General features: G+C 70.2%; 22 protein-coding genes. 10 read left to right on the top strand and 12 right to left on the bottom strand.

From position 1 onward, the window contains the following. Positions 1–63 precede the first annotated feature (63 nt). The 3 genes from glyA (at position 64) to ACE11G_RS12845 (ending at position 4,122) form a co-directional block, all read left to right on the top strand. Positions 64–1,359 carry a serine hydroxymethyltransferase gene (gene glyA / locus ACE11G_RS12855; RefSeq protein WP_006898036.1) on the top strand — a complete coding sequence of 432 codons (1,296 nt, stop codon included), beginning with the start codon at positions 64–66 and terminating at the stop codon, positions 1,357–1,359. A 90-nt stretch (positions 1,360–1,449) separates the two neighbouring features. Then, positions 1,450–2,319, top strand: coding sequence for an acyl-ACP desaturase (locus ACE11G_RS12850; RefSeq protein ID WP_006898035.1), 870 nt, complete (start codon positions 1,450–1,452; stop codon positions 2,317–2,319). Between the two features lie 498 nt (positions 2,320–2,817). Beyond that, positions 2,818–4,122 carry a PhoH family protein gene (locus tag ACE11G_RS12845; protein ID WP_006898034.1) on the top strand — a complete coding sequence of 435 codons (1,305 nt, stop codon included), beginning with the start codon at positions 2,818–2,820 and terminating at the stop codon, positions 4,120–4,122. Positions 4,123–4,195: 73 nt separating this feature from the next. On the opposite strand, the gene ACE11G_RS12840 is transcribed toward ACE11G_RS12845, so the two are convergent. Both ACE11G_RS12840 and ACE11G_RS12835 read right to left on the bottom strand, forming a co-directional pair. Continuing rightward, the gene (locus ACE11G_RS12840; RefSeq protein WP_039868091.1) at positions 4,196–5,026 is read right to left on the bottom strand and encodes a DUF559 domain-containing protein; all 831 of its coding nucleotides are present in this window, start codon (positions 5,024–5,026) and stop codon (positions 4,196–4,198) included. A gap of 96 nt (positions 5,027–5,122) precedes the next feature. Continuing rightward, positions 5,123–5,722, bottom strand: a complete 600-nt coding sequence (locus ACE11G_RS12835; RefSeq protein WP_006898032.1) for a bifunctional 2-polyprenyl-6-hydroxyphenol methylase/3-demethylubiquinol 3-O-methyltransferase UbiG — start codon at positions 5,720–5,722, stop codon at positions 5,123–5,125. Between the two features lie 193 nt (positions 5,723–5,915). Between ACE11G_RS12835 and ACE11G_RS12830 the strand changes: the two genes are divergently transcribed. Beyond that, positions 5,916–6,779: a L,D-transpeptidase gene (locus tag ACE11G_RS12830; protein WP_045539659.1), complete on the top strand. Its 864-nt coding sequence runs from the start codon at positions 5,916–5,918 to the stop codon at positions 6,777–6,779. 90 nt (positions 6,780–6,869) lie between these two features. Here the strand turns inward: ACE11G_RS12830 and ACE11G_RS12825 are convergent, their stop codons facing one another. From ACE11G_RS12825 to ACE11G_RS12815, 3 genes are read right to left on the bottom strand one after another with little or no spacing between them, the layout of a single operon-like run. Then, positions 6,870–7,547, bottom strand: coding sequence for a PIG-L deacetylase family protein (locus tag ACE11G_RS12825; protein WP_375002445.1), 678 nt, complete (start codon positions 7,545–7,547; stop codon positions 6,870–6,872). A gap of 46 nt (positions 7,548–7,593) precedes the next feature. Beyond that, a complete protein-coding gene (locus ACE11G_RS12820) occupies positions 7,594–8,226 on the bottom strand; it encodes a response regulator transcription factor (protein WP_006898029.1) in 633 nt (210 codons plus the stop codon). Then, positions 8,223–9,410, bottom strand: a complete 1,188-nt coding sequence (locus ACE11G_RS12815; RefSeq protein ID WP_039868099.1) for a sensor histidine kinase — start codon at positions 9,408–9,410, stop codon at positions 8,223–8,225. Before ACE11G_RS12815 ends, ACE11G_RS12820 begins: the two co-directional genes overlap by 4 nt. Positions 9,411–9,591: 181 nt before the next feature. On the opposite strand from ACE11G_RS12815, the gene ACE11G_RS12810 reads away from it, so the two are divergent. Both ACE11G_RS12810 and ACE11G_RS12805 read left to right on the top strand, forming a co-directional pair. Next, entirely contained in the window at positions 9,592–10,563 is a 972-nt protein-coding gene (locus tag ACE11G_RS12810; protein WP_045539652.1) for an ABC transporter permease, read from the top strand. Positions 10,564–10,604: 41 nt separating this feature from the next. Next, positions 10,605–11,303, top strand: coding sequence for an ABC transporter ATP-binding protein (locus tag ACE11G_RS12805; protein ID WP_062367126.1), 699 nt, complete (start codon positions 10,605–10,607; stop codon positions 11,301–11,303). Between the two features lie 117 nt (positions 11,304–11,420). On the opposite strand, the gene glpX is transcribed toward ACE11G_RS12805, so the two are convergent. Then, positions 11,421–12,407: a class II fructose-bisphosphatase gene (gene glpX, locus ACE11G_RS12800; RefSeq protein ID WP_006898025.1), complete on the bottom strand. Its 987-nt coding sequence runs from the start codon at positions 12,405–12,407 to the stop codon at positions 11,421–11,423. 108 nt (positions 12,408–12,515) lie between these two features. Between glpX and ACE11G_RS12795 the strand changes: the two genes are divergently transcribed. Then, positions 12,516–13,085 (top strand): DUF4245 domain-containing protein, encoded by a 570-nt coding sequence (locus ACE11G_RS12795; protein WP_006898024.1) that lies wholly within the window; start codon positions 12,516–12,518, stop codon positions 13,083–13,085. A gap of 78 nt (positions 13,086–13,163) precedes the next feature. On the opposite strand, the gene ACE11G_RS12790 is transcribed toward ACE11G_RS12795, so the two are convergent. The 3 genes from ACE11G_RS12790 to ACE11G_RS12780 all read right to left on the bottom strand — a co-directional run bounded on the left by ACE11G_RS12790 (position 13,164) and on the right by ACE11G_RS12780 (position 15,422). Further along, positions 13,164–13,403, bottom strand: a complete 240-nt coding sequence (locus ACE11G_RS12790) for an exodeoxyribonuclease VII small subunit (protein ID WP_062367124.1) — start codon at positions 13,401–13,403, stop codon at positions 13,164–13,166. Further along, entirely contained in the window at positions 13,400–14,644 is a 1,245-nt protein-coding gene (gene xseA / locus ACE11G_RS12785) for an exodeoxyribonuclease VII large subunit (protein WP_006898022.1), read from the bottom strand. The genes ACE11G_RS12790 and xseA overlap by 4 nt, the downstream gene beginning before the upstream one ends. Positions 14,645–14,708: 64 nt before the next feature. Then, positions 14,709–15,422 carry a lipid droplet-associated protein gene (locus ACE11G_RS12780; protein ID WP_278126544.1) on the bottom strand — a complete coding sequence of 238 codons (714 nt, stop codon included), beginning with the start codon at positions 15,420–15,422 and terminating at the stop codon, positions 14,709–14,711. A 34-nt stretch (positions 15,423–15,456) separates the two neighbouring features. Here ACE11G_RS12780 and ACE11G_RS12775 point away from each other — a divergent pair, with 34 nt between their 5' ends. Then, positions 15,457–16,410 (top strand): 4-hydroxy-3-methylbut-2-enyl diphosphate reductase, encoded by a 954-nt coding sequence (locus ACE11G_RS12775; RefSeq protein WP_081598154.1) that lies wholly within the window; start codon positions 15,457–15,459, stop codon positions 16,408–16,410. Between the two features lie 27 nt (positions 16,411–16,437). Here the strand turns inward: ACE11G_RS12775 and mycP are convergent, their stop codons facing one another. Further along, complete coding sequence (gene mycP / locus ACE11G_RS12770; RefSeq protein WP_006898019.1) at positions 16,438–17,757, bottom strand: type VII secretion-associated serine protease mycosin; 1,320 nt, start codon at positions 17,755–17,757, stop codon at positions 16,438–16,440. Beyond that, entirely contained in the window at positions 17,754–19,205 is a 1,452-nt protein-coding gene (gene eccD, locus ACE11G_RS12765) for a type VII secretion integral membrane protein EccD (protein ID WP_062367121.1), read from the bottom strand. The genes mycP and eccD overlap by 4 nt, the downstream gene beginning before the upstream one ends. A 161-nt stretch (positions 19,206–19,366) precedes the next feature. Here eccD and eccCa point away from each other — a divergent pair, with 161 nt between their 5' ends. Together eccCa and ACE11G_RS12755 are read left to right on the top strand one after the other, a co-directional pair. Further along, the gene (gene eccCa, locus ACE11G_RS12760) at positions 19,367–23,317 is read left to right on the top strand and encodes a type VII secretion protein EccCa (protein ID WP_375002437.1); all 3,951 of its coding nucleotides are present in this window, start codon (positions 19,367–19,369) and stop codon (positions 23,315–23,317) included. Next, a complete protein-coding gene (locus tag ACE11G_RS12755; RefSeq protein WP_062367116.1) occupies positions 23,314–24,495 on the top strand; it encodes a type VII secretion-associated protein in 1,182 nt (393 codons plus the stop codon). Before eccCa ends, ACE11G_RS12755 begins: the two co-directional genes overlap by 4 nt. On the opposite strand, the gene ACE11G_RS12750 is transcribed toward ACE11G_RS12755, so the two are convergent. Beyond that, on the bottom strand, positions 24,492–25,025 hold the full coding sequence (locus ACE11G_RS12750) for a YceI family protein (protein WP_039867718.1): 534 nt from the start codon (positions 25,023–25,025) through the stop codon (positions 24,492–24,494). The two genes, ACE11G_RS12755 and ACE11G_RS12750, sit on opposite strands and share 4 nt — an antisense overlap. Positions 25,026–25,145: the final 120 nt, after the last annotated feature.

The following is a 25,145-nucleotide window of genomic DNA, read 5'->3' as shown; positions in this document are numbered from 1 at the left end:
CGCCGGTTCGCCCGTGAACCCGACGCGGTGGAGAGCGGAGACACGCAGGTAGAATCGGGCGCCATGAGCCTGTTTTCGCAGTCCCTTGCCGACCTGGATCCCGATGTAGCCGCCGCCATGAACGGCGAGTTGTCGCGTCAGCGCGACACCCTGGAGATGATCGCGTCGGAGAACTTCGTTCCCCGGGCCGTCCTGCAGGCGCAGGGCAGCGTGCTGACCAACAAGTACGCCGAGGGCTACCCGGGACGCCGCTACTACGGCGGCTGCGAACACGTGGACGTGATCGAGGACATCGCCCGCGACCGCGCCAAGGCTCTCTTCGGCGCCGATTTCGCCAACGTCCAGCCGCACGCGGGTGCGCAGGCGAATGCCGCGGTGCTGCAGGCTCTCATGGAACCGGGGGAGACGCTCCTCGGACTCGATCTGGCGCACGGCGGCCACCTGACCCACGGCATGCGGCTCAACTTCTCCGGCAAGCTCTACGAGAACGCCTTCTACGGCGTCAGCAAAGAGGACTTCCGCGTCGACATGGACGAGGTGCGCAAGATCGCGCTCGACACCCGTCCGAAGGTGATCGTCGCCGGATGGTCGGCGTACCCGCGCACCCTCGACTTCGCCGCGTTCCGCGAGATCGCGGATGAGGTCGGCGCACACCTCTGGGTCGACATGGCGCACTTCGCCGGTCTGGTCGCGGCCGGGCTGCACCCGAGCCCGGTGCCGCACGCCGACGTCGTCTCCACCACCGTCCACAAGACTCTCGGCGGTCCGCGCTCGGGCATGATCCTCGCCAAGCAGGAGTGGGCCAAGAAGCTCAACTCCGCGGTGTTCCCCGGCCAGCAGGGCGGACCGCTGATGCACGTCATCGCGGCCAAGGCCGTCGCGCTGAAGATCGCCGCGAGCGAGGAGTTCGCCGAGCGCCAGCGCCGCACCCTGTCGGGCGCCAAGATCCTCGCCGAGCGCCTGACGGCCGACGACGTGACCAAGGCCGGCGTCTCGGTCCTGACCGGCGGCACCGACGTCCACCTCGTGCTGGTGGATCTGCGCAACTCCGACCTCGACGGCCAGCAGGCCGAGGATCTGCTGCACGAGGTCGGCATCACGGTCAACCGCAATGCCGTGCCGTTCGACCCCCGCCCGCCGATGGTGACCTCCGGGCTGCGCATCGGCACCCCGGCGCTCGCGACGCGCGGATTCGGCGACGCCGAGTTCACCGAGGTCGCCGACATCATCGGCACCGCGCTCGCCGCGGGCAAGGGCGCCGACGTCTCGGCCCTTCGTGCACGCGTCAGCAAGCTCGCTCTCGATCTGCCTCTGTACGAGGGCCTCGAGGACTGGGGTCTGATGAGCGCGCAGGCCTGATCCGAGCCGAAATCCAGGCGACGCCGGTCCCGTAGCGGCCGGCGTCGACCTGGTTTCGGTGGGGGCCGTCCGTCGTTTAGGGTGGGTGTCGTGGCTGTACTGAGCAATGACGAGTTGATCAACGCGCTGGAGAAGGCGCTCCCGGAGATCGCGGAGGAGCACGCCGAAGGTGCCATCTCGTGGACGCCGTCGGATTGGATCCCCTGGGACCTGGGCCGCAACTTCGCCTTCCTGGGCGGTGACGACTACGTGCCGTCCGATTCCACGCTGCCCGAGACCGCCGCGGCCGGACTCCAGGCGCTGCTGCTCACCAAGGACAATCTGCCCTCGTTCCATCGCGTCCTCGCGATGCACTTCCCCGCGTTCTCCGATTGGCGACAGCTGGTCGGCGTGTGGACCGCCGAGGACAATCGTCACTCGATCGTCCTGCGCGACTACCTGGTGGTGACCCGGGCGGTGGATCCGGTGGAGGCCGAGAACCGTCGTCGCATCCATGTGGTCGCCGGCTGGCGGCAGTCGCCCGAGGCCATCGAGAACCTTGGACCGATGGACGTCCTGGCCCTGCTCGCGGTCCACGAGAACCAGTGCGTCACGTTCATCGAGAAGCTGCTGGGCTACGTCGACGACGAGAACCTGACTCAGATCCTGACCAAGATCCAGACCGACGACGCCGTGCAGGCCGCGACGTTCCAGGCCTTCCTGATGGCGGGCGTGGTAGCGGACCAGGAGTCCACCGTCCTGGCCGTCGACAAGGCGCTCGCCGGGATCGAGCACATCGGTTCCGACATCGCCGACTTCGACGCGCAGCGCGATTTCATCTCGGACTTCGAAGACGTCTCGACCGACGCCGCGATCGCGGCGAAGCTGGCCTCGGAGCTCAAGCTGGAGAGCCTTCAGGAGCTCAGCGCCGAGGCCGAGTCCGCGCGTGCCCGGATTCTCGCGAAGGCTGCCGGGCACTGACTCCCTGCAGGCCCCGGAATCGGGTCCGGGAGATCGTCGTTCCCGGCCCGAGCCGATTCACAGACACCCGCGTCCGTAAGGCTTCGCGCGGCGAACCGCCCCGCACCTCCCGGCGGCGGTCGATCCACCATTGGTGACCGGTCGACGGGCGCGACGCCCGTCGACCGCTGTCGTGGTGCTGAAGTTGCCGCTGATCCGTGGTGTGACGAGAGATCGCTCGGCGTCGTCGTTCGGTAACTCAACCTTCACCGACGCGCCGACTGCGCTTGGCCACTCGGAGATGTGACGCAGCGTACGTTGGGCCTTAACGGGCCGCGGGGAAGCGGTTCGTTCGGGAGGTTCGATTCGTGAACGACACAGGTGTCACGAGAGGGCCGGCCCCGGCTCTCGCCGACTTCGGTTGACCGCCGGCAGGTGGAGATCGAGCAGGCACGAGCCGACCGGCTGCTCAGACAAACTCGTTCCGTGCGGGGCTGCACGGGCGACTAGGAGTCCGACGTGACCGTTCGCACCTACGTCCTCGATACCTCCGTCCTGCTGTCCGACCCGTGGGCGGTGACCCGCTTCGCGGAGCATCACGTAGTGCTCCCGCTGGTCGTCATCAGCGAACTCGAGGGCAAACGCCACCACAGCGAACTCGGCTGGTTCGCGCGTCAGGCACTTCGCCTGCTCGACGACCTGCGAGTCAGACACGAACGTCTCGATCTGCCGATCTCGATCGGCGACGAGGGCGGAACCGTGCAGGTGGAGCTCAACCACACCGACCCGACGGTCCTGCCCGCCGGTTTCCGCAACGACACGAACGACTCGCGGATCCTGGCCTGTGCGCTCAATCTGCGTGCGGAGGGCCGCGACGTCACGCTGGTCTCGAAGGACACCCCGCTGCGCGTCAAGGCGGGCGCGGTCGGCCTCGCCGCCGACGAGTACCACGCCCAGGACGTGGTGGTCTCGGGATGGACCGGAATGGACGAGATCGACGTCGCCGACACGGCGATCGACGCCCTGTTCGCCGACGGGCTGATCGATCTCGACGAGGCGCGGGAACTGCCCTGCCACACGGGCGTGCGGATGGTCGGCAACGGGCAGAGTGCGCTGGGCCGCGTCACCGAGACCAAACAGGTACAGCTCGTCCGCGGCGACCGCGAGGCGTTCGGCCTGCGCGGCCGGTCGGCGGAACAGCGCGTGGCGCTCGACCTGCTGCTCGACGAATCCGTCGGGATCGTCTCCCTGGGCGGCAAGGCCGGCACCGGCAAGTCGGCGCTGGCCCTGTGCGCGGGTCTGGAGGCGGTGCTCGAGCGTCGCACTCAGCGCAAAGTGGTCGTCTTTCGCCCGCTGTACGCGGTCGGCGGTCAGCAACTGGGCTACCTGCCCGGAGGCGAGGCCGAGAAGATGGGGCCGTGGGCGCAGGCCGTCTTCGACACGCTGGAGGGACTGGTGTCGACCGAGGTGGTCGACGAGGTCCTGTCGAGGGGCATGCTCGAGGTTCTGCCGCTGACGCACATCCGCGGACGGTCGCTGCACGATTCCTTCGTGATCGTCGACGAAGCGCAGTCGCTCGAGCGCAACGTGCTGCTCACGGTGCTCTCGCGGCTCGGGTCGGGGTCGCGCGTGGTGCTGACGCACGATGTCGCGCAGCGCGACAACCTGCGCGTCGGCCGCCATGACGGTGTCGCCGCGGTGATCGAGAAGCTCAAGGGCCATCCGCTGTTCGCACACGTGACCCTCACCAGGAGCGAGCGGTCGCCGATCGCAGCGCTGGTGACCGACATGCTGGAGGAGTTCGCGCCGGGCGCCGGGGTGTGACTCCTGGCTCGCGCACAGCATTGACCGATTCGGCGGCTTCCGGCCGAGAAGTTCGGGCGACACGCGTGAGCGGTCAATGCTGTGCGCGCTGCGCCGGACGCATGTGAGTGCCGTTGCGGACGGCCCGGATGATCTTCGCGAGGGTTGCCGTCCATCGGAAGACGATGTCGTCGTAGGTGAAGCGGAGCGTGTGATAGCCGAGGTCGAAGGCGGTCGCGTCGCGCGTCCGGTCGGACTGGAAGTGCGGCCGGTCGCCGTGGATCTCCCAGCCGTCGATCTCGATGATCAGGTAGTCGCCGATGAGGAGGTCGACCCGGCCGACTCCGTCGATCTTCACCTGCGTTCGCACGGGGACGCGGTGAGTGCGCAGTCGTCGGCGAGCCATCGACTCCGGGCCTGACTCGGCGTTCGGATCGCACTCATCGATCAGCAGTCGGACGGACTTCGGAGCGTCGCGGAACAGGTACTCGAGCTCCTCGATGTGCATCAGTCGCAGGTTCAGCACCGAATCGCAAACGACCACAAATCCCTCCGCATCGAGGCAGCGAGCCGCGTGTCGCAGTGCGGTCGGGAGGTCGTCGACTGCGTCGGCCTCCGGAACGGGCCGCCCGAACTGCCTGCAGAACGGTCCTCGAAGGTGCTGCACCGCCCACGAGTTGCCGCGGACGTGGAGCCGGTCGTCGGCGGGAACCCAGACGCCGTGGCGTCTGAGGGCCGACATGCAACTCACTACACCGCCGCGGCGGACCGCGGCGACGTCGTCACTGCGCGCCTCACCGATTCGGTACCAGCCCCGACGGAGCTGTTCGGCGTGGCCGCGCCGGATCAGGTCGTTCAAGCGGGCGCGGCCGATCATCCGTTCGATCTCTCGGTACGGGTACACCCCGGATCTGATCGCGTTCATGCGCAGATGATGCGCACTTCGGGAACTGCGTTCCGGGTTTCCTCCGCGCGGGAGCGCGAGTGTGGATCGATTGCTCCTCGTCTACAGGCGTCAACCTCATGCGCGCCGCAGAATCGACACGGCGAAGTCGGCGTCGTCGTGCCACGGGCGGACGTCCCAGGTCGACAGCCGGAGGTCGAGCGACAGGTCGGTCTCGGTCAGGGCGGCGTCGAAGGTCTCCACCGCCAGTTTCGCCGTATGGAACCCGACGGCGACGAAGCCGTCGGGCAGCAGATGGTCGGACAAGCGCTGCAGCACGACCGCCTCGGTGTTCGGCGCCACGAAGGCCAGCACATTGCCCGCGCAGACGATTGCGTCGAACTGCTCGCGCGTTCCGTCCGGCCGGCGGAGATCGAGTTCGGCGAGATCGGCGACGCGCCAGCGGGGGCCGGGGTAGTCGGTCTGCGCTGCCTCGATGAGCTTCGGATCGACGTCGACGCCGGTGACCCGGTGACCGACGCCGTGCAGGTAGCCGCCGACCCGGCCGGGTCCGCAACCGGCGTCCAGGACCCGCGCCGAGCGGGCGACCATCGCATCGATGAGTCGACCCTCCCCGAACAGATCGTCGCCGTTCGCCGCCATCTCACGGAATCGCTGGATGTACCACTCACTGTGGCCGGGCGCGGTGTCGGTGATCCATCGGGGAGCAGGGGTCATGGCCTCCACCGTAGCCGGAGCCACAGGTCAGCGGCATGGGTGCGGGGCCGGGCCTCGGTGCGGACGCCGTCGGCGAACCCTCCGCAGGCAGCTCACAGAACAGTTGCGGAAAGGTGACGATGGTCTCCAGGTGTGGCAGCCACGAGCGAACGACTGGCACACTGGCATGGTGCTGAAGTTACTGATGAGGCGAATGTTGCAAGTGGGGTTTGCGCTTACTGCGCTCCTCGGAGCACTCGTCGTGGGTGCCGGACAGGCGTCCGCGGTCCCGCAGACCGCGCCGCAGACAGGGTCTCCGCAGACCGGATCCGACAGCATCACGACGTTGATCGACAACCTGCTCAAGGGGATGAAGGAACCGGGTACCCCCGCCGTGCCCGGTGCGCAGGAGACGAGCCAGATGATCGTCGTGACGGCGCCGGTGGCGTCGTCGCAGACCGCGACGCTGACCGCGTTCGAGAAGGATGCGGCAGGTCAGTGGAAGCCGGTCATCGGCCCGACCAAGGCCTTCCTCGGCGAGAAGGGCATGGGCAAGGCGCAGGACAACGTGCACCGGACTCCGGAGGGCACGTTCGGACTCGACCAGGCCTTCGGTCGCCAGGCGAATCCCGGGACCAAGATGCCGTACTTCCAGGCGACCACGCAGGACTGGTGGGACTCCAACGAGAAGTCGCCGACCTACAACACGCACGTCAAGTCGGCCACCAGCCCGGGCGGCGACAGCGAGAACCTGTACAACAGCGGACCGGTGTACGACTACGCGGTCAACATCAACCACAACCCGACCAACACACCGGGCGACGCGTCGGCGATCTTCCTGCACGTGACCAACGGCGAACCGACGCAGGGCTGCGTCGCGATCGACCGCGACAAGATGGTCGAGATCCTCAAGTGGCTCGACCCGGCCAAGAACCCGAAGATCACCATCGGCGTCAACGTCAACGCGCCGAAGGAGGCTCCGGCCGAGCAGAAGATGCCCGGTGCCGATCTCATCGGCGGAGTCCTGGGCAATCTCGCCACGCTGATCCCGAACCTGCTCAGCGGCGCGATGCGCTGACACGCACCCAAGCCACATCGGTTGGACCCGGGGCCGCATGCGACGACGCGTGCGGCCCCGGCGCTTGTCTCGGGGGCACCACAGGCCAGTTCAGCGGGGCCGGACCTGTTCGAAACCCGTGGCGTGCGCGGCGTCGAACCCGTCGATCGCGGCGGTGAACGACTCCACCTGATTGCGGGCCTGATCGGCCACCGGTGTCGACGGATCGAGCACCTCGAGGTACACGCGGTGGCACGACAGCGACTCGACCGCCGCCTCGACGAAGCCCGTCACGTCCACCGCGTGCGTCGGGTGCGGGCCGTTCCAGAACAATCCCGCGGGCGGGTCGGCGAGCTCGTCGTAGGCGTCGACCACCGCCGCCGCGAACTCCATGTGATCGCGCTGATTGGGGAAGCCCGGCGCCCACTCGGGGCCGCCGTACGTCGCCAGGACGACGTCGGGCGACACGCGCTCGATCGCCTCGGTGATCTTCGCGCGCAGCTCCGGAGTGTTGTGCAACTCGCTGTCCGGGAAGCCCCAGAACTTCACCTCGTCGACGCCGACCACGGCGGCCGAGGCGATCTGCTCACCTTCTCGCAGCGGCCCGGCCTCGGCCGCGGCCATCCCCTCGATGCCGACCTCTCCGCTGGTCGCCAGGCCGTAGACCACGCGTCTGCCTTCGGATGTCCAGCGCGCGACGGCCGCGGCCATCCCGTACTCCGGGTCGTCGGGATGTGCGACGAGCACGAGGGCGGTGGACCAGTCCGTGGGAAACGTGGTGAGGCTCATGCGGGTCACGGTACGCGGAACCGGCGATCCCGTCCGGCGGGTGCGCTCAGCCGATCAGTCCGCGCTGACGTGCGACGGCAACCACCTTGCTGCGGCTCGAGACGCCGAGCTTGTCGAAGATGTGCACCAGATGCGACTTGACGGTGGCCTCCGAGATGAACAGACGCTTGGCGATCTCGCGGTTGCTGAGGCCGAGGTCGAGATGCTCCACGATCTCGAGCTCTCGTGCCGTGAGGGCCGGCCTGCTGTCGGTGACGCGGGTCAGCAGTCGCGCCGCCACCGCTGGGCCGAGGACCGTCTCGCCGGCGGCAGCCGACCGGATGGCGCTGATCAGGGTCTCGGGCGCGGCGTCCTTGAGCAGGTAGCCGACGGCACCGGCACTGACCGATCGGACGATGTCGGCATCGGATTCGTAGGTGGTGAGGATCAGCACCTGAGGCGGATCGGCCAGCCGGCGGATCGATTGGGTGGCGTAGACGCCGTCCGCGTCGTGCGTCTCGGTCCCGTGCAGGCGCAGATCCATCAGGACGACGTCGAGGGAGAGTTCGCCGGCGAGGGCGATCGCCTCGTCGGCGGTACCGGCCTCGGCCACCACGTCGAGATCGGGGGAGGCGCCCAGGACGGCGCGCAGACCTGCGCGGACCACGGGGTGGTCGTCGACCAGCATGATGCGGATCACGGTTGCCCTCCGATCGGGAGCCGGGCGTGGATCACGGTACCGTCGTCGGGCTCCGATTCGACGCTGACGCTCCCGCCCGCCTCCGACACCCGATTCTGCATGGCGCGCAGGCCGAAGCCCGAGCCGTCGGACCTGCGCGGGGGTCGCCGGCCGGCCGGGAAGCCGACTCCGTCGTCGACGACGTCGAGATGCACCTCGTCGGGCAGATAGGTCAGGGTCACGGTGGCCCGGGTCGCGTGGGCGTGGCGGGCGGCGTTGGTGAGCGCCTCCTGCGCCGTTCTCAGCAGCGTGTTGCGGGTCTCCGGCCGGAGCGCGACGGTGTCGCCGTGCACTCGCAGTTCAGCCGGCAACCCGCTCTGGGAGACCCGATCCACCTCCTCGCGCAGGGCGTCGGTGAGGCCGTCCGGGCGCAGGTCCGGCCCGTCGAGCCCGCGAAGGAAGCGTCGCGACTCGGTGAGCGCCTTCTGTGCGGTGTCGAGCGCGGTGCGGACCTGGACGTCGCGCTGATCGCCCGGGGTCTCATCGTTGGTGGCCGAGCGCAGCAGCAGCACGATGCTCGCCAGGCTCTGCCCGGTGCCGTCGTGGATCTCCCCGCCCAGGCGCTCCCGCTCGGCGAGGATCCCGGCCTGACGTTCCTTGGCGGCCAAAAGTTCTCGGGTTGCGAGGAGATCGGCGACGAGCTCGTCGCGCTCGTCCACCATCGCGATGATCCGACGGAAGATCTCAGTCACGGCGACCGCGGTGGCGATGCCGAACGCCGGACCGATGATGCCGCCGACCATCAGCTCGGGACTGTGGAGCAGCGTGGAGCCGATCGACGTCGTCACGATCACCACCTCGGCGACCACCGAGACCGGCGGTTCGAGGAAGTACCAGCACAGCATGGCCAGGACGAAGGCCAGCCAGACGAACCCGGGGGAGAGCAGCACCAGTGCGACCCACAGCAGGGTGAGGATCACCACCCAGATGCCCGTGTCGAGGCCCCGGCCGCGCGTGTGCGACCACACGCCGAGCAGGTACCACCCGCCGACGACGGCGACACCGGCGATCACCGCGGCGGCCCCGCCGAACACGATGGGCGCCGAGCCGGCCAGAGCTTGAGCCATTCCGGCGAGCAGAAGCGCCAGGAACAGGATGTGGCCGCCCCATTCCGCATAGCGCTCGGCCGGTCGATCGTGCGTCATAGCCTCCAGTATCACCGCCCCGCCGCCACCGACCATGGCGTCTACAACTTTCGATGGATGCCCGCGCGCCGCCGGATGGATGCAGATCTGAGGTGCCCAGACGATGTTCCGGCGCCCGATTCCCGACAGGCTGGAAGCACGTTGGTCGAGCGGTTTCGCACCGCTGTTCACAGGAGGACGCGTGTATCTGGGATTGCGGGAGTTCCGCGCTGCAGCAGGGCGGTTCGCGCTCGTCGTCGGGGTGGTGACACTGCTCGCGTTCATGGTGGTCGCGCTGTCGGCGCTGACCGAGGGGCTCCGCCAGCAGTCGGTGTCGGCCGTGGAGAAGCTCCCCGGAGCCGCGTTGCTGGTGCAGGAGGACGGCGACAAGCCCGCGCTGCTGTCGGACAGCGAGATCACCCGCACCGCCGGTGAGGGCACCGAACTGGGGGTGGCGACGCTGCGTGCCAGCCATGACGGAGCCAACTCCACGGTCGCGGTGTTCGGCCGCGGCGACGTTCACGAGGTGGCGGTGTCGCCGGACATCGCGAAGACGCTGGGCGTGGTCCCCGGCGGCTCGATCCAGCTCGGATCCACGACGGTGCGGGTCGACCGCGTGGCCGACGTCGGTCAGTACGCCCATCAGCAGGTGATCTCCATGCCGGTCGGCGAATGGCGCGAGGTGACGCACCGCGATTCGGTGAACGCACTGATCGTCGACTCCGATAGTGCGGCTCCGGCGGGCCTGGTCCGGGTGGCGCACGCCGATCTGCCCGACCTGGTCCCGGGCTTCTCGTCCGAACACATGTCGCTGCTGTTGATCCAGGGGCTGCTCGTGGTGATCTCGGCGGTCGTCGTCTGCGGATTCTTCGCCGTGTGGACCGGTCAGCGCATCGGCTCGCTCGCGGTGGTCCGGGCGATGGGCGCGGGACGCTGGTACCTGCTGCGCGACGGCCTCGCCCAAGCCGGTTCGGTCCTGGTGGTCGGCCTGGCACTCGGCGCGGCACTGGCGGTCGGTTTCGCCTCGCTGCTGTCGGGCAAGGCGCCGGTGGTCGTCGACCCGGCGGCCGGGGCGACGGTCCTCGCAGGCATGGCCGTCCTGGGACTGGTGGGCGCGGCGCTGGCGCTGCGGCCCCTGGTGAAGGTGGACCCGCTGGTCGCCCTCAACCGCTGACACTTCTCCGATCCGACCGATGACTACTGATGGGAACTGACATGGGATCTGCAACTGACACGGGACTGACACTCACCGACATCGATCTGACCTACCCCGACGGCGACAGCGTGGTGCGCGCGGTGCGCGGGGTGAGCCTGCACGTGGAGCCGGGCACCACCGTCGCGCTCACCGGCCCCTCCGGATGCGGGAAGTCGAGCGTGCTCGCGGTGGCCGGCGCACTGATCCGGCCCGACTCGGGGACGGTGCGGATCGGCGACCGATGCCTCGACGGCCTCGACGCGGAGGCGCTGGCCCGCGTCCGGCGCGAACGGATCGGACTGATCTTCCAGAACGACAACCTGGTACCCGGACTCACCGCAGAGGAACAACTGCTGCTCGCGGCGCATGTGGCCGGTCGCCGGCCGTCGCGGCACCGCGCCCAGGCCCGCGAACTCCTCTCGGCCGTCGGGCTCGACGGAGCGTTCGGACGCCGGCCCGGACAGCTCTCGGGCGGAATGCGGCAGCGGGTCAACATCGCCCGGGCGCTGATGAACGGACCGCAGGTGCTGCTGATCGACGAACCCACCTCCGCGCTCGACTCGACACGGGGAACGCAGATCGTCGAACTGCTCACCGAACTGGCGCGAGACCGCGTCATCGCCTCCCTGCTGGTGACGCACGATCTGCAGACGGTGACCGGGGTGGACGGAGTGCTGGAGATGAAGGACGGCGCCCTGCTGGCCGGTGTCGGGGTCTGACACCGCTGCCGTTCCCCACCGAACGCACCGATGCCCCTCGACTCATGGAGTCGAGGGGCATCGTCGGTCCTCGGTGCGAGGCCGGGGTCAGTCGATCGCGGGGGTCGATCGCGGGGATCAGATGTCCAGGCGCGCGTACTCGCGCAGCTTGGACGTCTGGTGGACCGCCTCGATGGTCCGGATGGTGCCCGACTTGGAGCGCATGACCAGCGAGCGGGTGGTGGCCCCGTTGGGACGGTAGGTGACGCCGCGGAGCATGTCGCCGTTGGTGACGCCGGTCGCGCAGAAGAAGGAGTTCTCTCCGCGCACCAGGATGTCGTTGGTCAGGACCATGTCCGGGTCCAGGCCCGCGTCGACGGCCTTCTGGCGTTCGGCGTCGTCCTTGGGCCACAGCTTGCCCTGGATCTCGCCGCCCATGCACTTCATCGCGACGGCACTGATGATGCCTTCGGGGGTGCCGCCGATGCCCATGAGCATGTCGACGGTGCTGTAATCGCCGGCGGCGGCGATGGCGCCGGCCACGTCGCCGTCGGAGATCAGCCGGATCTTGGCGCCGGCCTCACGGATCTCGTGGATCAGCTCGGCGTGGCGGGGACGGTCGAGGACGACGACGGTCAGGTCGGCGACGTCGATGCCCTTGGCCGCGGCGACCGAATTGATGTTCCACTCGGTGGACTGGTTGATGTCGATCGCGCCCTTCGCGGCCGGGCCGACGGCGATCTTGTTCATGTAGAACACCGCCGACGGGTCGTACATGGTGCCGCGTTCGGAGACCGCGATGACGGCGATCGAGTTCGGACGTCCCTCGGCCATCAGCGTGGTGCCGTCGATCGGGTCGACGGCGACGTCCACCTCGGGGCCCTCGCCGTTGCCGACGATCTCGCCGTTGTACAGCATCGGGGCCTCATCCTTCTCGCCCTCGCCGATCACGACGGTTCCGCGCATCGACACTGTGGAGAGGAGTTCGCGCATCGCGTCGACCGCGGCGCCGTCGCCGGAGTTCTTGTCGCCGCGCCCGACCCACCGACCAGCGGCCAGCGCCGCGGCCTCGGTGACACGGACCAGTTCCATGGCCAGGTTGCGGTCGGGTGCTTGCTTGGTCATGCGGACTCCACTTTCGTTGCGAACCTTGATGAGGTCTAGACCTCGATTCTTTCATGGCCGGGACCGGCGATTGGCTGGGGGCGGCGCCCGACTGCGATAATCGAAGCCATGGCCCAGAAACCCCGGATCCTGCAAGACGGACGAGACCTCGTCTGGTCGCTCATCCCGCTGCTGGTGATCGCACTGATCGTGGCCGGGGTCAGCGGCAGTTGCTCCTGGGGCTTCGGCAACTCGGCGACCGAGCAGAAGATTCCCAGTTTCAACGTCAGTGCAGGTCTGCACGCCGATGCGGAGTCGATGCCGTTCCCGATCCGGGAGCCGAAACTGCCCGCGAACTGGAAGGCCAACTCGGGTTCGACTCAGGAGATCGGCGCCACTCTCTCCAGCAACGTCGGCTGGATCACCCCCAACGGCGTCTACATCCAGCTGACGCAGACCGCCGCGACCGAGGAGCAGCTGGTTCCGAAGCTGCTCGGCGACGGCGCGAGTGGCGGTGGCGTGCGCGAGATCTCGGGCCAGCGCTGGGTCACCTACTCAGGCGACGATCACCGCAAGGCATGGATCGCCGACATGGGCGACGTGCGAGTGGGCGTGGTGAGCCGCGGCGCGGACTCCGACATGCAGACCCTCGCGAAGGCGGTCACCGAGGCCGAACCGCTGCCGTCCAAGCGTCCCTGACCCGAGCCGGTCGCCGGATCGGCCACCGGGCCTGCGGGGAAGTTAATCTTCCAGTCCTCGTCCGCCAGCCCTCGTCCCTCAGTCCTCGTCGTCGGTCTCGGCGTCGTCGTTCAGTGCGGCCTCGATCCGTGATCGAGCTCCCTCGAGATGCTCGGTGCACCGCTTGGCCAGCGCCTCGCCGCGCTCCCAGAGCGCCAGCGACTCGTCGAGACCCAGTCCACCCCGCTCGAGTGCGGTGACCACCTCCGACAATTCGTCACGAGCCTGCTCGTAGTCGAGTTCGGCGACGGGCGTGAAATCGGCTCCGGGATCGGTCACTGTCGGCTCTCCTTCGTGGTCGGCGAGATCACTGCCGCGGCCGATCCGTCGGCGACGCGGATGCGCACGGCCGCTCCGGCCGGCAGGTCGTCCACCGAGCGGACCGCGTGCGGCTGGTCGGAGTCGGTGCGCTGCACCACGGCGTATCCGCGGGCGAGCGTCTGCGCTGGTCCGAGGGTCGACAGCTGCGATGCGAGACGTTCGGTGCGATGCTCCTCGACAGTCACCAGGTGCCGGACACTGCGGCGGATGTCGCGCACTGCGCCGTCGACACGGTCCTGCCGGTCGTCGACCATGCGCAGCGGGTTCGCGAGCACGGGCCGGGCCCGGAGCCCCTCGACCACCCGTTCCTCCCGGTGCACCCAGTTGCGCAGCGCGTGGGCACTGCGCCGGCGCAACTCGGCGATTCCCTGCAGTTCGGCCGAGACGTCCGGCACCACACGCTTGGCGGCATCGGTCGGCGTCGCGGCGCGGACGTCGGCCACCAGGTCGAGCAGCGGACTGTCGGGTTCGTGGCCGATGGCGCTCACCACGGGGGTCCGGCAGGCGGAGACGGCGCGCAGCAGCGTCTCGTCGGAGAAGGGGAGCAGGTCCTCGACGCTGCCGCCCCCGCGCGCGATGACGATGACCTGGACGTGCGGTGCGGCGTCCAGCGCCGCGAGGTGCTCGACGATCGCAGGCACCGCGGTCGGTCCCTGCACGGGCGAATCCCGGACCTCGAACCGCACCGCGTCCCACCGGGCGGTCGCGACGGCGATCACATCGCGCTGTGCGGCACTGGCGCGGCCGGTGATCAGTCCGATCGTGTGGGGGAGGAACGGCAGCGGCCTCTTTCGGCGGGCGTCGAAGAGCCCCTCGGCGGCGAGCAGGGCCCTGACGCGTTCGATCCGGGCGAGGAGTTCGCCGATGCCGACCGGCCGGATGTCGGTGATCCGCAGCGACAGAGTGCCCCGGCCGGTGTAGAAGTTGGGCCGGCCGTACACCACCACCCGGGCGCCCTCGGTGAGCGGCACCGGACTCCGCTGAAGCAGACCCGGGTCGCAGGTCACCGAGATCGAGATGTCGGCGGCGGGATCGCGCAACGTCAGAAAAGCGGTGCGCGTGCCGCGGCGCAGGCTCAGCTGGGTGATCTGACCTTCCACCCACACCTGCCCGAGCCGGTGGATCCAGTCCGCGATCTTGAAACTGAGCGTGCGCACCGGCCACGGATTCTCGGCGGTGTTCCCCTGCTCGGGCGTCATCGCGGAACCCCGGTGCAGAGCCGGGCCGGGTCGATCACTGCGCCGGTTGTCACTGCGCGGTTGCTCACTGCGCGGATTCGGCCTTCTTCTGCTGGCTGACGATGCGGTTGTCGAGCATCGTGACGAAGGGCGTGCGATTGCGGTTCGCCTTCTCGAACTCGAGGATCTCGGTGAGTTCCTCGGTGCCGAGCCCGCGGACCTTGGCGCGCAGCTGGGCCAGCGTCAGCGTCGGGTAGTCGAGGGCGGCGACGGCGGCCGGGAGATGCTCCGGCGACGCTGCGGCATCCGGCGTCGTAGAGGTGGGGCCCGCGGCCACGTCGGCCGGAGCCGAGCTGTAGAGCGCGAAACGTCCGGCGTTGGCCGGGGGCGCGGCGCTGTCGGCGGCGGACTCGTCGGGGCTCGCAGCGGGGGCCTCGGCGGCGCTCGTCTCAGCGTGGTTTGTCGCGGAGTTCATCTCAGGGGCGCGGGCCGGGGCTTGCGGAACAGTGGCCGGCGCGTCGGCACGCAGCGGCCGGCTCGCCGCCTCCGCGTCGTCGTCTTCGTCGAACCGCGCCCACTCGGGCTGTTCCTGAGACTTGTCGCACAGCGGCGCGAGCAGCTCGTCGCCCTTGATGGCGAGCTCGGCGATGTTCTGCTGAAGTCGCATGCCGGCCTGCAGACTCCGGCTCACCGCACCCATCGGCAGAGTGATGACTCGCGTCGGCAGTTTGCGGGTTTCCTCGATGGTGGTGGCGACCAGACCGGCGACCACGCGGGCAGCGTATGGAGGACGACTCATGTACTAACTCTCTCACAGCCGTACCCTGGAGTTCATGGCTGATAGTAAGCGCGTCCTTCTCGCGTCGCCCCGTGGATATTGTGCAGGCGTCGACCGGGCCGTGGAGACTGTCGAGCGGACCCTCGACAAGCACGGTGCGCCGGTGTATGTCCGCAAGGAGATCGTGCACAACCGGCATGTGGTCGACACGCTGACCGAGCGTGGCGCGATCTTCGTCGACGAGACCGACGAAGTGCCCGAGGGTGCGATCGTGGTCTTCTCCGCCCACGGAGTCTCTCCCGAGGTGCACCAGAGCGCTGCGCAGCGCAGCCTCAAGACCATCGACGCGACGTGCCCGCTGGTCACCAAGGTGCATCAGGAGGCGAAGCGGTTCGCGCGCGACGATTACGACATCGTGCTGATCGGCCACGAGGGCCACGAGGAGGTCGAGGGCACCGCCGGCGAGGCCCCGCAGCACATCCAGGTGGTCGACGGACCCGACGCCGTCGACGACGTGCAGGTGCGCGACGAGTCGCGGGTGATCTGGCTGTCGCAGACCACGCTGTCGGTGGACGAGACGATGGAGACGGTGTCCCGGCTCCGGGAACGGTTCCCGCTGCTGAACGACCCGCCGTCGGACGATATCTGCTACGCCACCCAGAACCGCCAGGTAGCTGTCAAGGCGATGGCGCCGCGGTGCGAGCTGGTGATCGTGGTCGGTTCGCAGAACTCGTCCAATTCGCAGCGGCTGGTGGAGGTGGCGCTGCAGAACGGCGCCGAGGCGTCTTACCTGGTGGACTACGCCCGCGACATCGACCTGGCCTGGCTCGACGGCGTCACCACGGTCGGCGTCACCTCGGGTGCCTCGGTCCCGGAGGTCCTCGTCCGCGGGGTGGTGGATCTGCTCGCCGAGCACGGTTACGCGGACGTCGAGACCGTGACCACCGCCGAGGAGACGCTCACCTTCGCGTTGCCGCGCGAACTGCGGCCCGCCCGCAATCCCCGCTGACCGCGGCGCCCATCGCCTCGGCAGCGATCATCGGCGGCGGCGCAGCAGGCGTCCGCCCACGACGGCGACAGCCGCGAAACCCGCACCCGCGAGGATGACGCCCGCACCGGAGCCCGACTCGGGCTCATCGTCGGGGAGAGCCAACGGCCGCAGACCCGGAGCGGCGCGCACCTCGGGGTCGTCGGTGAGTGCGGCGAGCGGATCGATCACCCCGCTGCCGACGGCGTCGTCCCGGCCGCCGCCGTGCGCCGTGTCGACGATGCGGTCGATCACCTCAGCGGCCGACAGTCGCGGGTACCGGGACCGGATCAGCGCCGCCAGGCCCGACACGTACGGCGCCGCGTAGCTGGTGCCGGCGAGCGGGGCCACCCCGTCGCCGGTGCGCAGGCCGCCGGCGAGCCGCGGGCCGCCCGAGCCCGGCATCACGCTGACCACATCGGTGCCCGGCGCCGCCACGCTCACCCACGGCCCGCGCAGGCTGAAGTCCGCCGCTGCGCCGTCGGCGGCCGCGACGGCGCCCACCGTCAGCACCAGCGGCGCGAATCGCGCCGGGGTGACGGCCGTGCGCAGTCGCGCCCACGCCTGCTCGACCGAGGCCGCACCCGACGGGTTCTGCTCCCGACACGCCGTGGTCTCGGTCAGGTTCCCGGCTGCCACGACCACCACCACGTCCCGCTCACGCGCGTAGGCCAGCGCGGTCCCGACGAGACCGTCATCGAGCGGACCGGCGGCGGGTGCGCATGCCACCTCTGAGATGTTGATCACCCGTGCACCCAGGTCGACGGCCCGTACCACCGACCGCGCGAGAGTGGTGAGCGGGCCGTATCCGGCTCCCACCACGGCGTCGTCGGCTCCGCTGCCCCGGGCGCTGAACGCTCCGCTCGACTGCCGAATCGAGATGATGGTCGCCTCGGGCGCCACACCGACGAAGTCGTCGTCGGCGGAGGGCTGTGCTGCGATGATGCCCGCGACCAGCGTTCCGTGGGCGTCGCAGTCCGACAGTCCGTCGCCGGTCCCGACGTAGTCGCCGCCGGCGACGAGGCGCGGCAGCCTGGTGTGCGGGCTCACACCCGTGTCGATGACCGCCACGGACACGCCGGCGCCGCGACTGAACCGATGGGCCGCTGCCACGTCGAGCAGTCGGTGGCCCGCGGGTTCGCCTGCGGTGTCCGCGTCGGCGGTGGTCGCGCAGCGGGCGCGCTGCTCGGTCGGCTCGGGCGGGCCCAGCGGTGCGGCCGAGACCGTCGCCCGGGCGATCACCGGCGCCGGGACCGCCACGGCGGCACCCGCGCCGGAGAACCAGACGACCGCCGCGACCGCCGTGATCGCGCCGATCCGCCGGATCACAGGGTCCGGACCGCCTGATAGACGTCCAGGACCCAGAGCAGCAGCGGAATCACCGCGGTCAGCGCGGCGTATTCGGCGATCTCGACGGCGCGCACGGCGGGCGGAGAGTAGTCGCGGCCGGATGCGACCGTGCCCAGCAGCAGAGCGCCGACCGCCCAGCCGATCGTCCCCGCGAACACCCAGACCGGTTCCGGGCCGGACCCCGCGACGGCGGCGAGCGCGGCGACGACTCCGATGATCCCGGCCGCCCCGACCAGCAGAGCCGACTGCAGCCGGTCGGCGTGCGTCCGGCCGCGGGCGGCGAGTGCCACCACGATGCACGCGCAGTAGCCCAGCGCCACCGGCGATCCGCCCGCCGCAGCGGCGACGGCCGCGGTCGCGACCCCGGTGACCAGGACGGCACCGGCGAGTGCGCCCGTCAGAATCGATGCGGTCACGGCGGCGCGGCGCGCGAGCGCGTCGAGGTCGCCCAGCGCGAGGTCGGCGATTGCGCCGAGCGGATCGCGGGTCGAGAGCCGGACCGCGTCCACGCCGTCGACCACCGCGGGATCGGTCCCGTCGGGTGCCGCCGGCGCAGTGTTCGGCACCGACGGCAACGGCAGACGTCCGGCGGCGATCGCGATTCGCGGCGCGCAGAGCACCAGGCCGACGCCCGCCGCCGCGACGACTGCGGCCAGATCCCGCACTGACGGCGCCCACACCGTGGCGAGCAGCCCGGTCGCCGCGGTTGCGCCGCCGACCACGGCGATCGCGGTGTGGGCCGCCGCGGCCCGGCCGGTGCCCTGGTATCCGATCACCGCACCGGCCAGGGCAGCGATGCCCGCTAACGCGAGCTGGACTCCGCCCGCCGCGCCGGGCACGACGAGCGAGGCCGCGACGGCGCCGAGGACGCAGCCCGCGATGCTGAGGACGGCGGAGGTCCGCGGGTCGCTCTCCAGGCGACGGCCGGACAGTGCCGCCCCGAGTGAGACCGCCGCACCCAGGGCCGAGACCGCGAGGACCACCGGAGCGTCGCCGGCGGCCGCCGCCCAGCGGCCGGCCGGGACGGCCCCGACCACCGCGACCAGGAAGACCAGATAGCTCACCATGCGTGAGGCGTCCGACGACCAGCCGAAGCGGTCCCGCTGCAGAGCCGCCGCCACACCGTCGGCGACGTCGTCGATCAGCACCGTCCCGGCATCGGCCGGCGCAGTGCGGATCACCAGCAGATCGCCGTCGCACACCCCGCACTGCGCGAGAGTGTGCTCGGCGGCCAAGGCGGTTCCGTCGATGCGGGCGAGTGTCCAGTTCGCGGGTTCAGCGCTGTCGTCCACCCGGACCCGCAGAGCGTCGAGAAGATCGGGCATCAGCGCCGCGATCGGCACGCCGGCCGGAAGGCCTGCGTCGAGTTGAGTGCTCCCACCCACGATCGATGTCCGGATCATGTCCGGTTCGGTCAACACGGTCATTCGGCAAACCTTCCCCCAAGGTTCCTGATACAACCTCTTCCATCGCCCGTGAGGCGAGGACGTCGTCGAGATAACCATGTCGGGAGTCGTCGCGGTCAGCGATTGGGGGAAATCGCTCAACCGGCCTCACGCGGCGGCCGAATCAGAGCTGGGGGGCTCGAATGGGCAGTGCAACAATCGGTTTCGCGCGTCGTCCGCGGATCGTCGTGGAGGCTCCGCCGGACGGGGAGATCGAGCTGACCGCGCCGCCGGAGCTGTCGCGCGCAGTGCCGCCGAATCTGCTGGTGCGGCTTCTGCCGGTGGTCATGGTGGTCGCCGTCATCGGCATGGTCGCCATGATGGTGATGACCGGAGGCGCTGGGGCACTGGCGAATCCGATGTTTCTGATGTTCCCGCTGATGATGGTGATGTCGATGGTGGGAATGCTGGCATCCGGCGGGCGAGGCGGTCCCGAGCGGGCAGCCGAGGTGAATGAGAACCGCAAGGACTATCTGCGCCATCTCGGGCAGCTTCGCGACGATGTCGCCGAAACGGCTGCAGCGCAACGAGAATCGGCGCAGTGGCGGCATCCGGATCCGGGAGCGCTGATCGGCCTGGTCGGGGGCCGCCGGATGTGGGAGCGCAGATTCACCGACGACGACTTCGGCCATGTCCGCGTCGGCCGCGGGACACACCGCCTCGCGACCGCGTTGGTGCCGCCGGAGACGCCGCCGGGCGACGACCTGGAGCCGGTGTCGGCGGTGGCGCTGAGACGTTTCGCTGCGGCGCATGCGGCCGTCGACGGGCTGCCGACGGCGATCGCGCTGCGCGGATTCCCGGCGGTCAGCCTGCTCGGGGATCCGGTGCAGGTGCGCGCCCTGCTGCGGTTCATGCTGTGCTCGTTGGCCGTACTGCACGGTCCGGACCACCTGCGGATCGCGGTCGTCGCCGACGATCCGCTCGACGCCGAATGGGATTGGGTCAAGTGGCTGCCGCACATCGGCCATCCGGCTCGTCGGGACGGGCTCGGTGCCGTGCGCATGGTGTACCCGACGCTCGGCGCCCTCGGCGACGACCTCGCCGCCGATCTCGCGGCCCGAGCGGGTTTCAGCCGGACGGCCGACTCTCCGGCGACGTCCCATCTGTTGATCGTGGTCGACACCGATCGAGTCGATGTGGACGACGAATTGATCGGCGGCGTAGGCCTCGACGGCGTGACAGTGGTGAGTCTGGGCACCGCGCCGAGCCCGCTGGCGGTGCGTCGCGGGCTGCAGCTGACGGTGTCCGGCGGTCGTGTCGCCGCCCGCACCGCCGCCGGACTGGAGGAGTTCGCCGTCGCCGACCGGCTGTCCGGGCCGTGCGCCGAAGCCGTCGCGCGCCGGCTCGCCCGGTACCGCCCGGCGTCGCTCGACGCACTTCTCGATCTCGACACGCCGGTTCTCGCGAGCGATCCCGGACTGCCCGCACTGCTGGGTCTGGGAGACGCGGGCCGCGTGACCCCGGAGTCGGCCTGGCGCGGGCGCCTCGGTGCCGAACGACTGCGCGTGCCGATCGGCTACACCCCGGAGGGCGCTCCCGTGCACCTTGACCTGAAGGAGAGCGCGCACGGCGGAATGGGGCCGCACGGGCTGTGCATCGGCGCCACCGGCAGCGGCAAGAGCGAACTGCTGCGCACCCTCGTCCTCGCGCTGATCGCGACGCACTCCCCGGACGAGTTGAACCTGGTCTTGGTCGACTTCAAGGGCGGGGCCACCTTTCTCGGTCTGGAGCAGGCCAAGCACACGGCCGCGGTGATCACCAACCTCGAGCAGGAACTCGCGATGGTGGACCGGATGGGCGACGCACTCTCCGGCGAACTGAACCGCCGTCAGGAACTGCTGCGCGCCGCAGGCAACTTCGCCAATGTCACCGACTACGAACAGGCCCGCCGGGCGGGGGCGCCGCTCGACCCGCTGCCCGCCCTCTTCATCGTCGTCGACGAGTTCTCCGAACTGCTCGCGCAGAAACCGGAATTCGCGGACCTGTTCGTGGCGATCGGCCGGCTGGGGCGCTCCCTGCACATCCACCTGCTGCTCGCGTCCCAGCGTCTCGAGGAGGGCAGGCTGCGCGGGCTCGACAGTCATCTCTCGTACCGGATCGGATTGAAGACCTTCTCCGCCAACGAGTCCCGGACTGTGCTGGGCGTCCCCGACGCCTATCACCTGCCGAGTGCGCCCGGCGCGGCCTACCTGAAGTGCGATTCGTCGGCGCCGACACGCTTCAACACGTGCTTCGTCTCCGGCCCCTATCGACCACCGGCGGGGCCGTCTGCCGGTTCCGCGTCGTGTGCGCAGACCCGGCCGGTCGCGTTCACCACCGCGGAGGTCCCGCTCGCCGAACCGGCCACGGAGCAGCCGGACGGCCAGGCCGACGAGGGTCCGTCCGCGACGGTGCTCGAGACGGTGGTCGCGGCACTGGCCGGGCACGGCCGCACCCCGCATCGGGTGTGGTTGCCGCCGCTGGAGCGGGCGATCACCCTCGATGCGCTGGCACGCGACACCGCACCCGGCACCTTGACCTTTCCGTACGGGGTCATCGACCTGCCGTTCGAGCAGCGGCGCGACACCGCATGGCTCGACGTCGCGGGTGCGGCCGGGCACGTCGCTGTCGTGGGCGGTCCGCAGTCGGGCAAGTCCACCACGCTGCGCACCCTGATCTGCGGAGCCGCCAGGACCCACACCCCCGAACAGGTGCAGTTCTACTGTCTGGACTTCGGCGGCGGCACGCTCGCCGCACTCGATGGTCTGCCGCACGTCGGCTCGGTGGCCACCCGAGTCCAGCACGACCGGATCCGCCGCACGCTCGCCGAGATCCTGGCGGTGAAGACGAGCCGGGAGGCGTGCTTCGCCGAGCACGGCATCGAGTCGATGCGGGAGTACCGCGCGGCGCGCGCTGCGGGCCGCTTCGCCGACGACCGGTACGGCGACGTCTTCCTGGTCATCGACGGGATCGGCGTGCTCCGGGCCGACTTCGAGGCGCTGGAGGAGAAGGTCGACGCCCTCGTCTCGACGGGGCTGGCGTACGGCGTGCACGTGGTGGTCAGCGCGTCGCGGTGGGGCGAGATCCGGCCCGCCATGAAGGACCTGATGGCCGGTCGCGTGGAACTGCGGCTCGGTGACGCCCTCGATTCCGAGATGAGCCGCCGCGCCGCGGCCGGAGTGCCGGAGGGACGGCCGGGCCGCGGGCTGACCGCGCAGGAGAAGCACCTGCTGGTGGCGCTGCCGCGGGTGGACGGCGTCGCCGACGCGACCGATGTGTCCGCCGGAACGGCGAAGCTGGTCGAGGCCGTCGCGCGGGAATACGGCGATCGCCGGGCTCCGGAGGTGCGGACTCTCGCACGAGTGGTGGACGGTTCCGTGCTCGCGGAGACCGTTGCCGCGCAGGGAGCCGGGACGCGGGCCGGTACGGTCGCGCTCGGGCTGTCGGAGACCGACTTGGGGCCGTGCGTCCTCGACTTCGACGCCCAGCCGCACCTGCTGGTGTTCGCCGACGTCGAATCGGGCAAGACCGAGACGCTTCGCACGCTGGTCCGCGGACTGGTGGCCGGCGGAGATCCGGACGAGGTCAAGCTCGTCCTCGTCGATTACCGTCGCGGACTGCTCGGAGAGGTGCCGGAGACGCATCTGGGCGGCTACGCCAGTTCCGAACGCACGGCGCGGCCGATGATGGCGCAACTCGCCGAGTACTTCGCCGCGCGGCTGCCCGGCGACGACGTGACACCGCAACAACTCGTCGACCGCAGCTGGTGGTCGGGGCCCACCGTCTATCTGGTGGTCGACGACTACGACCTCGTCGCCACGGCGTCCGGGAATCCATTGTCGCCATTGATCGAGTTGCTCGGGCACGGTCGCGACATCGGTTTCCGGCTGATCCTCACGCGCCGATCCGGCGGTGTCGGCCGAGCGCTGTTCGATCCGCTGATCGCCTGTCTGCGCGACCTCTCGTGCGATGTCCTCCTGATGAACGGCGACCCCGACGAGGGCTACGTGGTGGGCAGGCACCGCCTGCAGCGCCTGCCGGCAGGCCGCGGCGAACTGGTGTCGCGCAACCGGTCGCCGGAGATCGTCCAGGTCGCGCTGGGAGAACGGGCGTGAGCGGCCCGGTGATCGATCTCGCCTACGGACGTGTGACCGGTCCCGGCAGCACCGTGGATCTGACGACGCTGCTGGAGGACATCGACTGCGCCGAACGGCGGGCCCTCGCCCGGCAGGCGCTGCGCGAGGTGATGGCGCGGGCCGTCGGCGCCTCCCGGATCCTGCTGCCCACCGTGTGGGGACCGGTCCGCACCGAGGCTCTGGTCGGCGAACTCGCCTCCGTGGGCGCCGCCGCCGAACCCGTTCCACGGGCGGTGGCGATCGCCGCTTCGCACGCCGACGCGACCGTGCACCGCTGCGCCGTGGTGGAGACCCGGATGCTGCCGGCCACCGGCGGACACTGGAGCGTGCACACGGTGACGCGCACCGACGGCCGGTGGTCGCTGGGGCGGGGCGCGGTGGACCTCCCGCGCCGGATATCGGCCGAACCCGGGTGGTCGGCTCCGCTGCGCGCCGCCGACGCGGTCTTCGTCGACGGTCCCGATCCGGAATCGGTCGCCGCCGCCCAGCGGTTGCTGCTCGAAGCCTTCGGTGTACGCGCGATGGCCGTCGACAGAACGGTTCTGACCAGGCACGGAGGTCGGCTCGGTCCGGTGAGCGCCGCCGAGCTGCTCGCCGGCCTGCCCGCGCCGCCGATCGCCGCGTCGCGCCGGGGACTGCGCGCGCCGGCAGTCGTCGCCGCGGTGCTGGTGCTGGCCGCAGCCGCGACCGCCGGGTGGGCGCATTGGCCGCGGCCGGAGCGGTCCGCGCAGCAGACAGTCCGGGTGGGCCGGGCCGAACTCGCCGTTCCGGGCCAGTGGCGGCGCAGTGACGGGGACGATGCGACCGCCGGAAGCCGCACGGTGTTCGCGGCCCCCGACGACGGCAGGCGGCTGATCGTCGTAGTCTCGCGGCTGCGGGGCGGTTCCACCGTCGCGACGGTCGCGGAGAGCCTGCGGAACCGCATCGCGCAGCGCGGGGACGACGCGGTGGCCGAGTTCGCAGCAGACGTGAGCTATGCGGGCCGTCGCGTGATCGGGTATCGCGAGACGCCGGCGTCGGGTTCTCCCGTGGCCTGGTACGTGGCCGTCGAGAGCGGCACGCAGATCAGCATCGGTTGTCAGACGGGCACGGGGGAGGAGTCGGTGGACGGTCCGTGCCGCGGGGCCGTGGGTTCCCTGCGTGTGGTGAGCGATTAGGAGACGGTGACCGACGCCTCCAGCGTCACGACCACCTCGTCGGCCACCTTCAGGGCGCCCATCATCAGCGAATACGGCTTGATCCCGAACGTCGTCTGCGTCACCGCGGACTGCCCGGAGACGGTGCTGCCGTCCACCGCCACGTCGACGGTGTGGGGCTCGGTGACTCCACAGATCGTCAGATCGCCCGACAACCGGTAGCCGTCGCCGCTCGCCGACACGTCGCCGGCCCGGAAGACGATCTCGGGGAAGGCGGACGATTTCAGCGACTTGAGAGCGTTGGCGCGCGCGACCAGCCGTTCCGGACCGGTCATCGGAGTCAGCCCGCCCTCGCCCGAGAGCACCTGCAGGGAGTCGACGTCCACCCGCAGCGCCACGGAGACCGGAGTGTCGCCGTCGAAGGCGATGTCGGCTCGCCACGCGTCGAACCCGATCGTCAAGCTGTGGCCGGTCCGCGCCGCCCGCCCGGCGACGCCGGTGCGCAGGGTGAGGGCGCCGTCGCCGGGACCGATGCTGATCACTGAAGTCATGCTCTCGACGATACGGACCCAGCCGGACGCGCGTTTTGACCCGCGTCGACGAGCCCGCGTAAGCTAGATCGCTGGTGCCCTGCGTCAACAGAGTGCCCGGGTCCCCACTGGTCGCCGGGA

Origin of the sequence: Gordonia sp. PS3 (genome assembly GCF_041950545.1) — a bacterium.
In the GTDB taxonomy this organism is placed as follows: Bacteria; Actinomycetota; Actinomycetes; order Mycobacteriales; family Mycobacteriaceae; genus Gordonia; species Gordonia sihwensis.
This window is presented reverse-complemented; position numbering and strand designations above follow the sequence as displayed.

Bases quoted from the DNA above. Each gene is read 5' to 3' on its own strand.
- ACE11G_RS12805 (WP_062367126.1), top strand. From the start codon at position 10,605: ATGGGATCTGCAACTGACACGGGACTGACACTCACCGACATCGATCTG.
- glyA (WP_006898036.1), top strand. From the start codon at position 64: ATGAGCCTGTTTTCGCAGTCCCTTGCCGACCTGGATCCCGATGTAGCC.
- ACE11G_RS12840 (WP_039868091.1), bottom strand. From the start codon at position 5,026: ATGAACGCGATCAGATCCGGGGTGTACCCGTACCGAGAGATCGAACGG.
- ACE11G_RS12780 (WP_278126544.1), bottom strand. From the start codon at position 15,422: ATGAGTCGTCCTCCATACGCTGCCCGCGTGGTCGCCGGTCTGGTCGCC.
- eccCa (WP_375002437.1), top strand. From the start codon at position 19,367: ATGGGCAGTGCAACAATCGGTTTCGCGCGTCGTCCGCGGATCGTCGTG.
- eccD (WP_062367121.1), bottom strand. From the start codon at position 19,205: ATGACCGTGTTGACCGAACCGGACATGATCCGGACATCGATCGTGGGT.
- ACE11G_RS12775 (WP_081598154.1), top strand. From the start codon at position 15,457: ATGGCTGATAGTAAGCGCGTCCTTCTCGCGTCGCCCCGTGGATATTGT.
- ACE11G_RS12825 (WP_375002445.1), bottom strand. From the start codon at position 7,547: ATGAGCCTCACCACGTTTCCCACGGACTGGTCCACCGCCCTCGTGCTC.
- xseA (WP_006898022.1), bottom strand. From the start codon at position 14,644: ATGACGCCCGAGCAGGGGAACACCGCCGAGAATCCGTGGCCGGTGCGC.
- glpX (WP_006898025.1), bottom strand. From the start codon at position 12,407: ATGACCAAGCAAGCACCCGACCGCAACCTGGCCATGGAACTGGTCCGT.
- ACE11G_RS12830 (WP_045539659.1), top strand. From the start codon at position 5,916: ATGTTGCAAGTGGGGTTTGCGCTTACTGCGCTCCTCGGAGCACTCGTC.
- ACE11G_RS12750 (WP_039867718.1), bottom strand. From the start codon at position 25,025: ATGACTTCAGTGATCAGCATCGGTCCCGGCGACGGCGCCCTCACCCTG.
- ACE11G_RS12835 (WP_006898032.1), bottom strand. From the start codon at position 5,722: ATGACCCCTGCTCCCCGATGGATCACCGACACCGCGCCCGGCCACAGT.
- ACE11G_RS12795 (WP_006898024.1), top strand. From the start codon at position 12,516: ATGGCCCAGAAACCCCGGATCCTGCAAGACGGACGAGACCTCGTCTGG.
- ACE11G_RS12815 (WP_039868099.1), bottom strand. From the start codon at position 9,410: ATGACGCACGATCGACCGGCCGAGCGCTATGCGGAATGGGGCGGCCAC.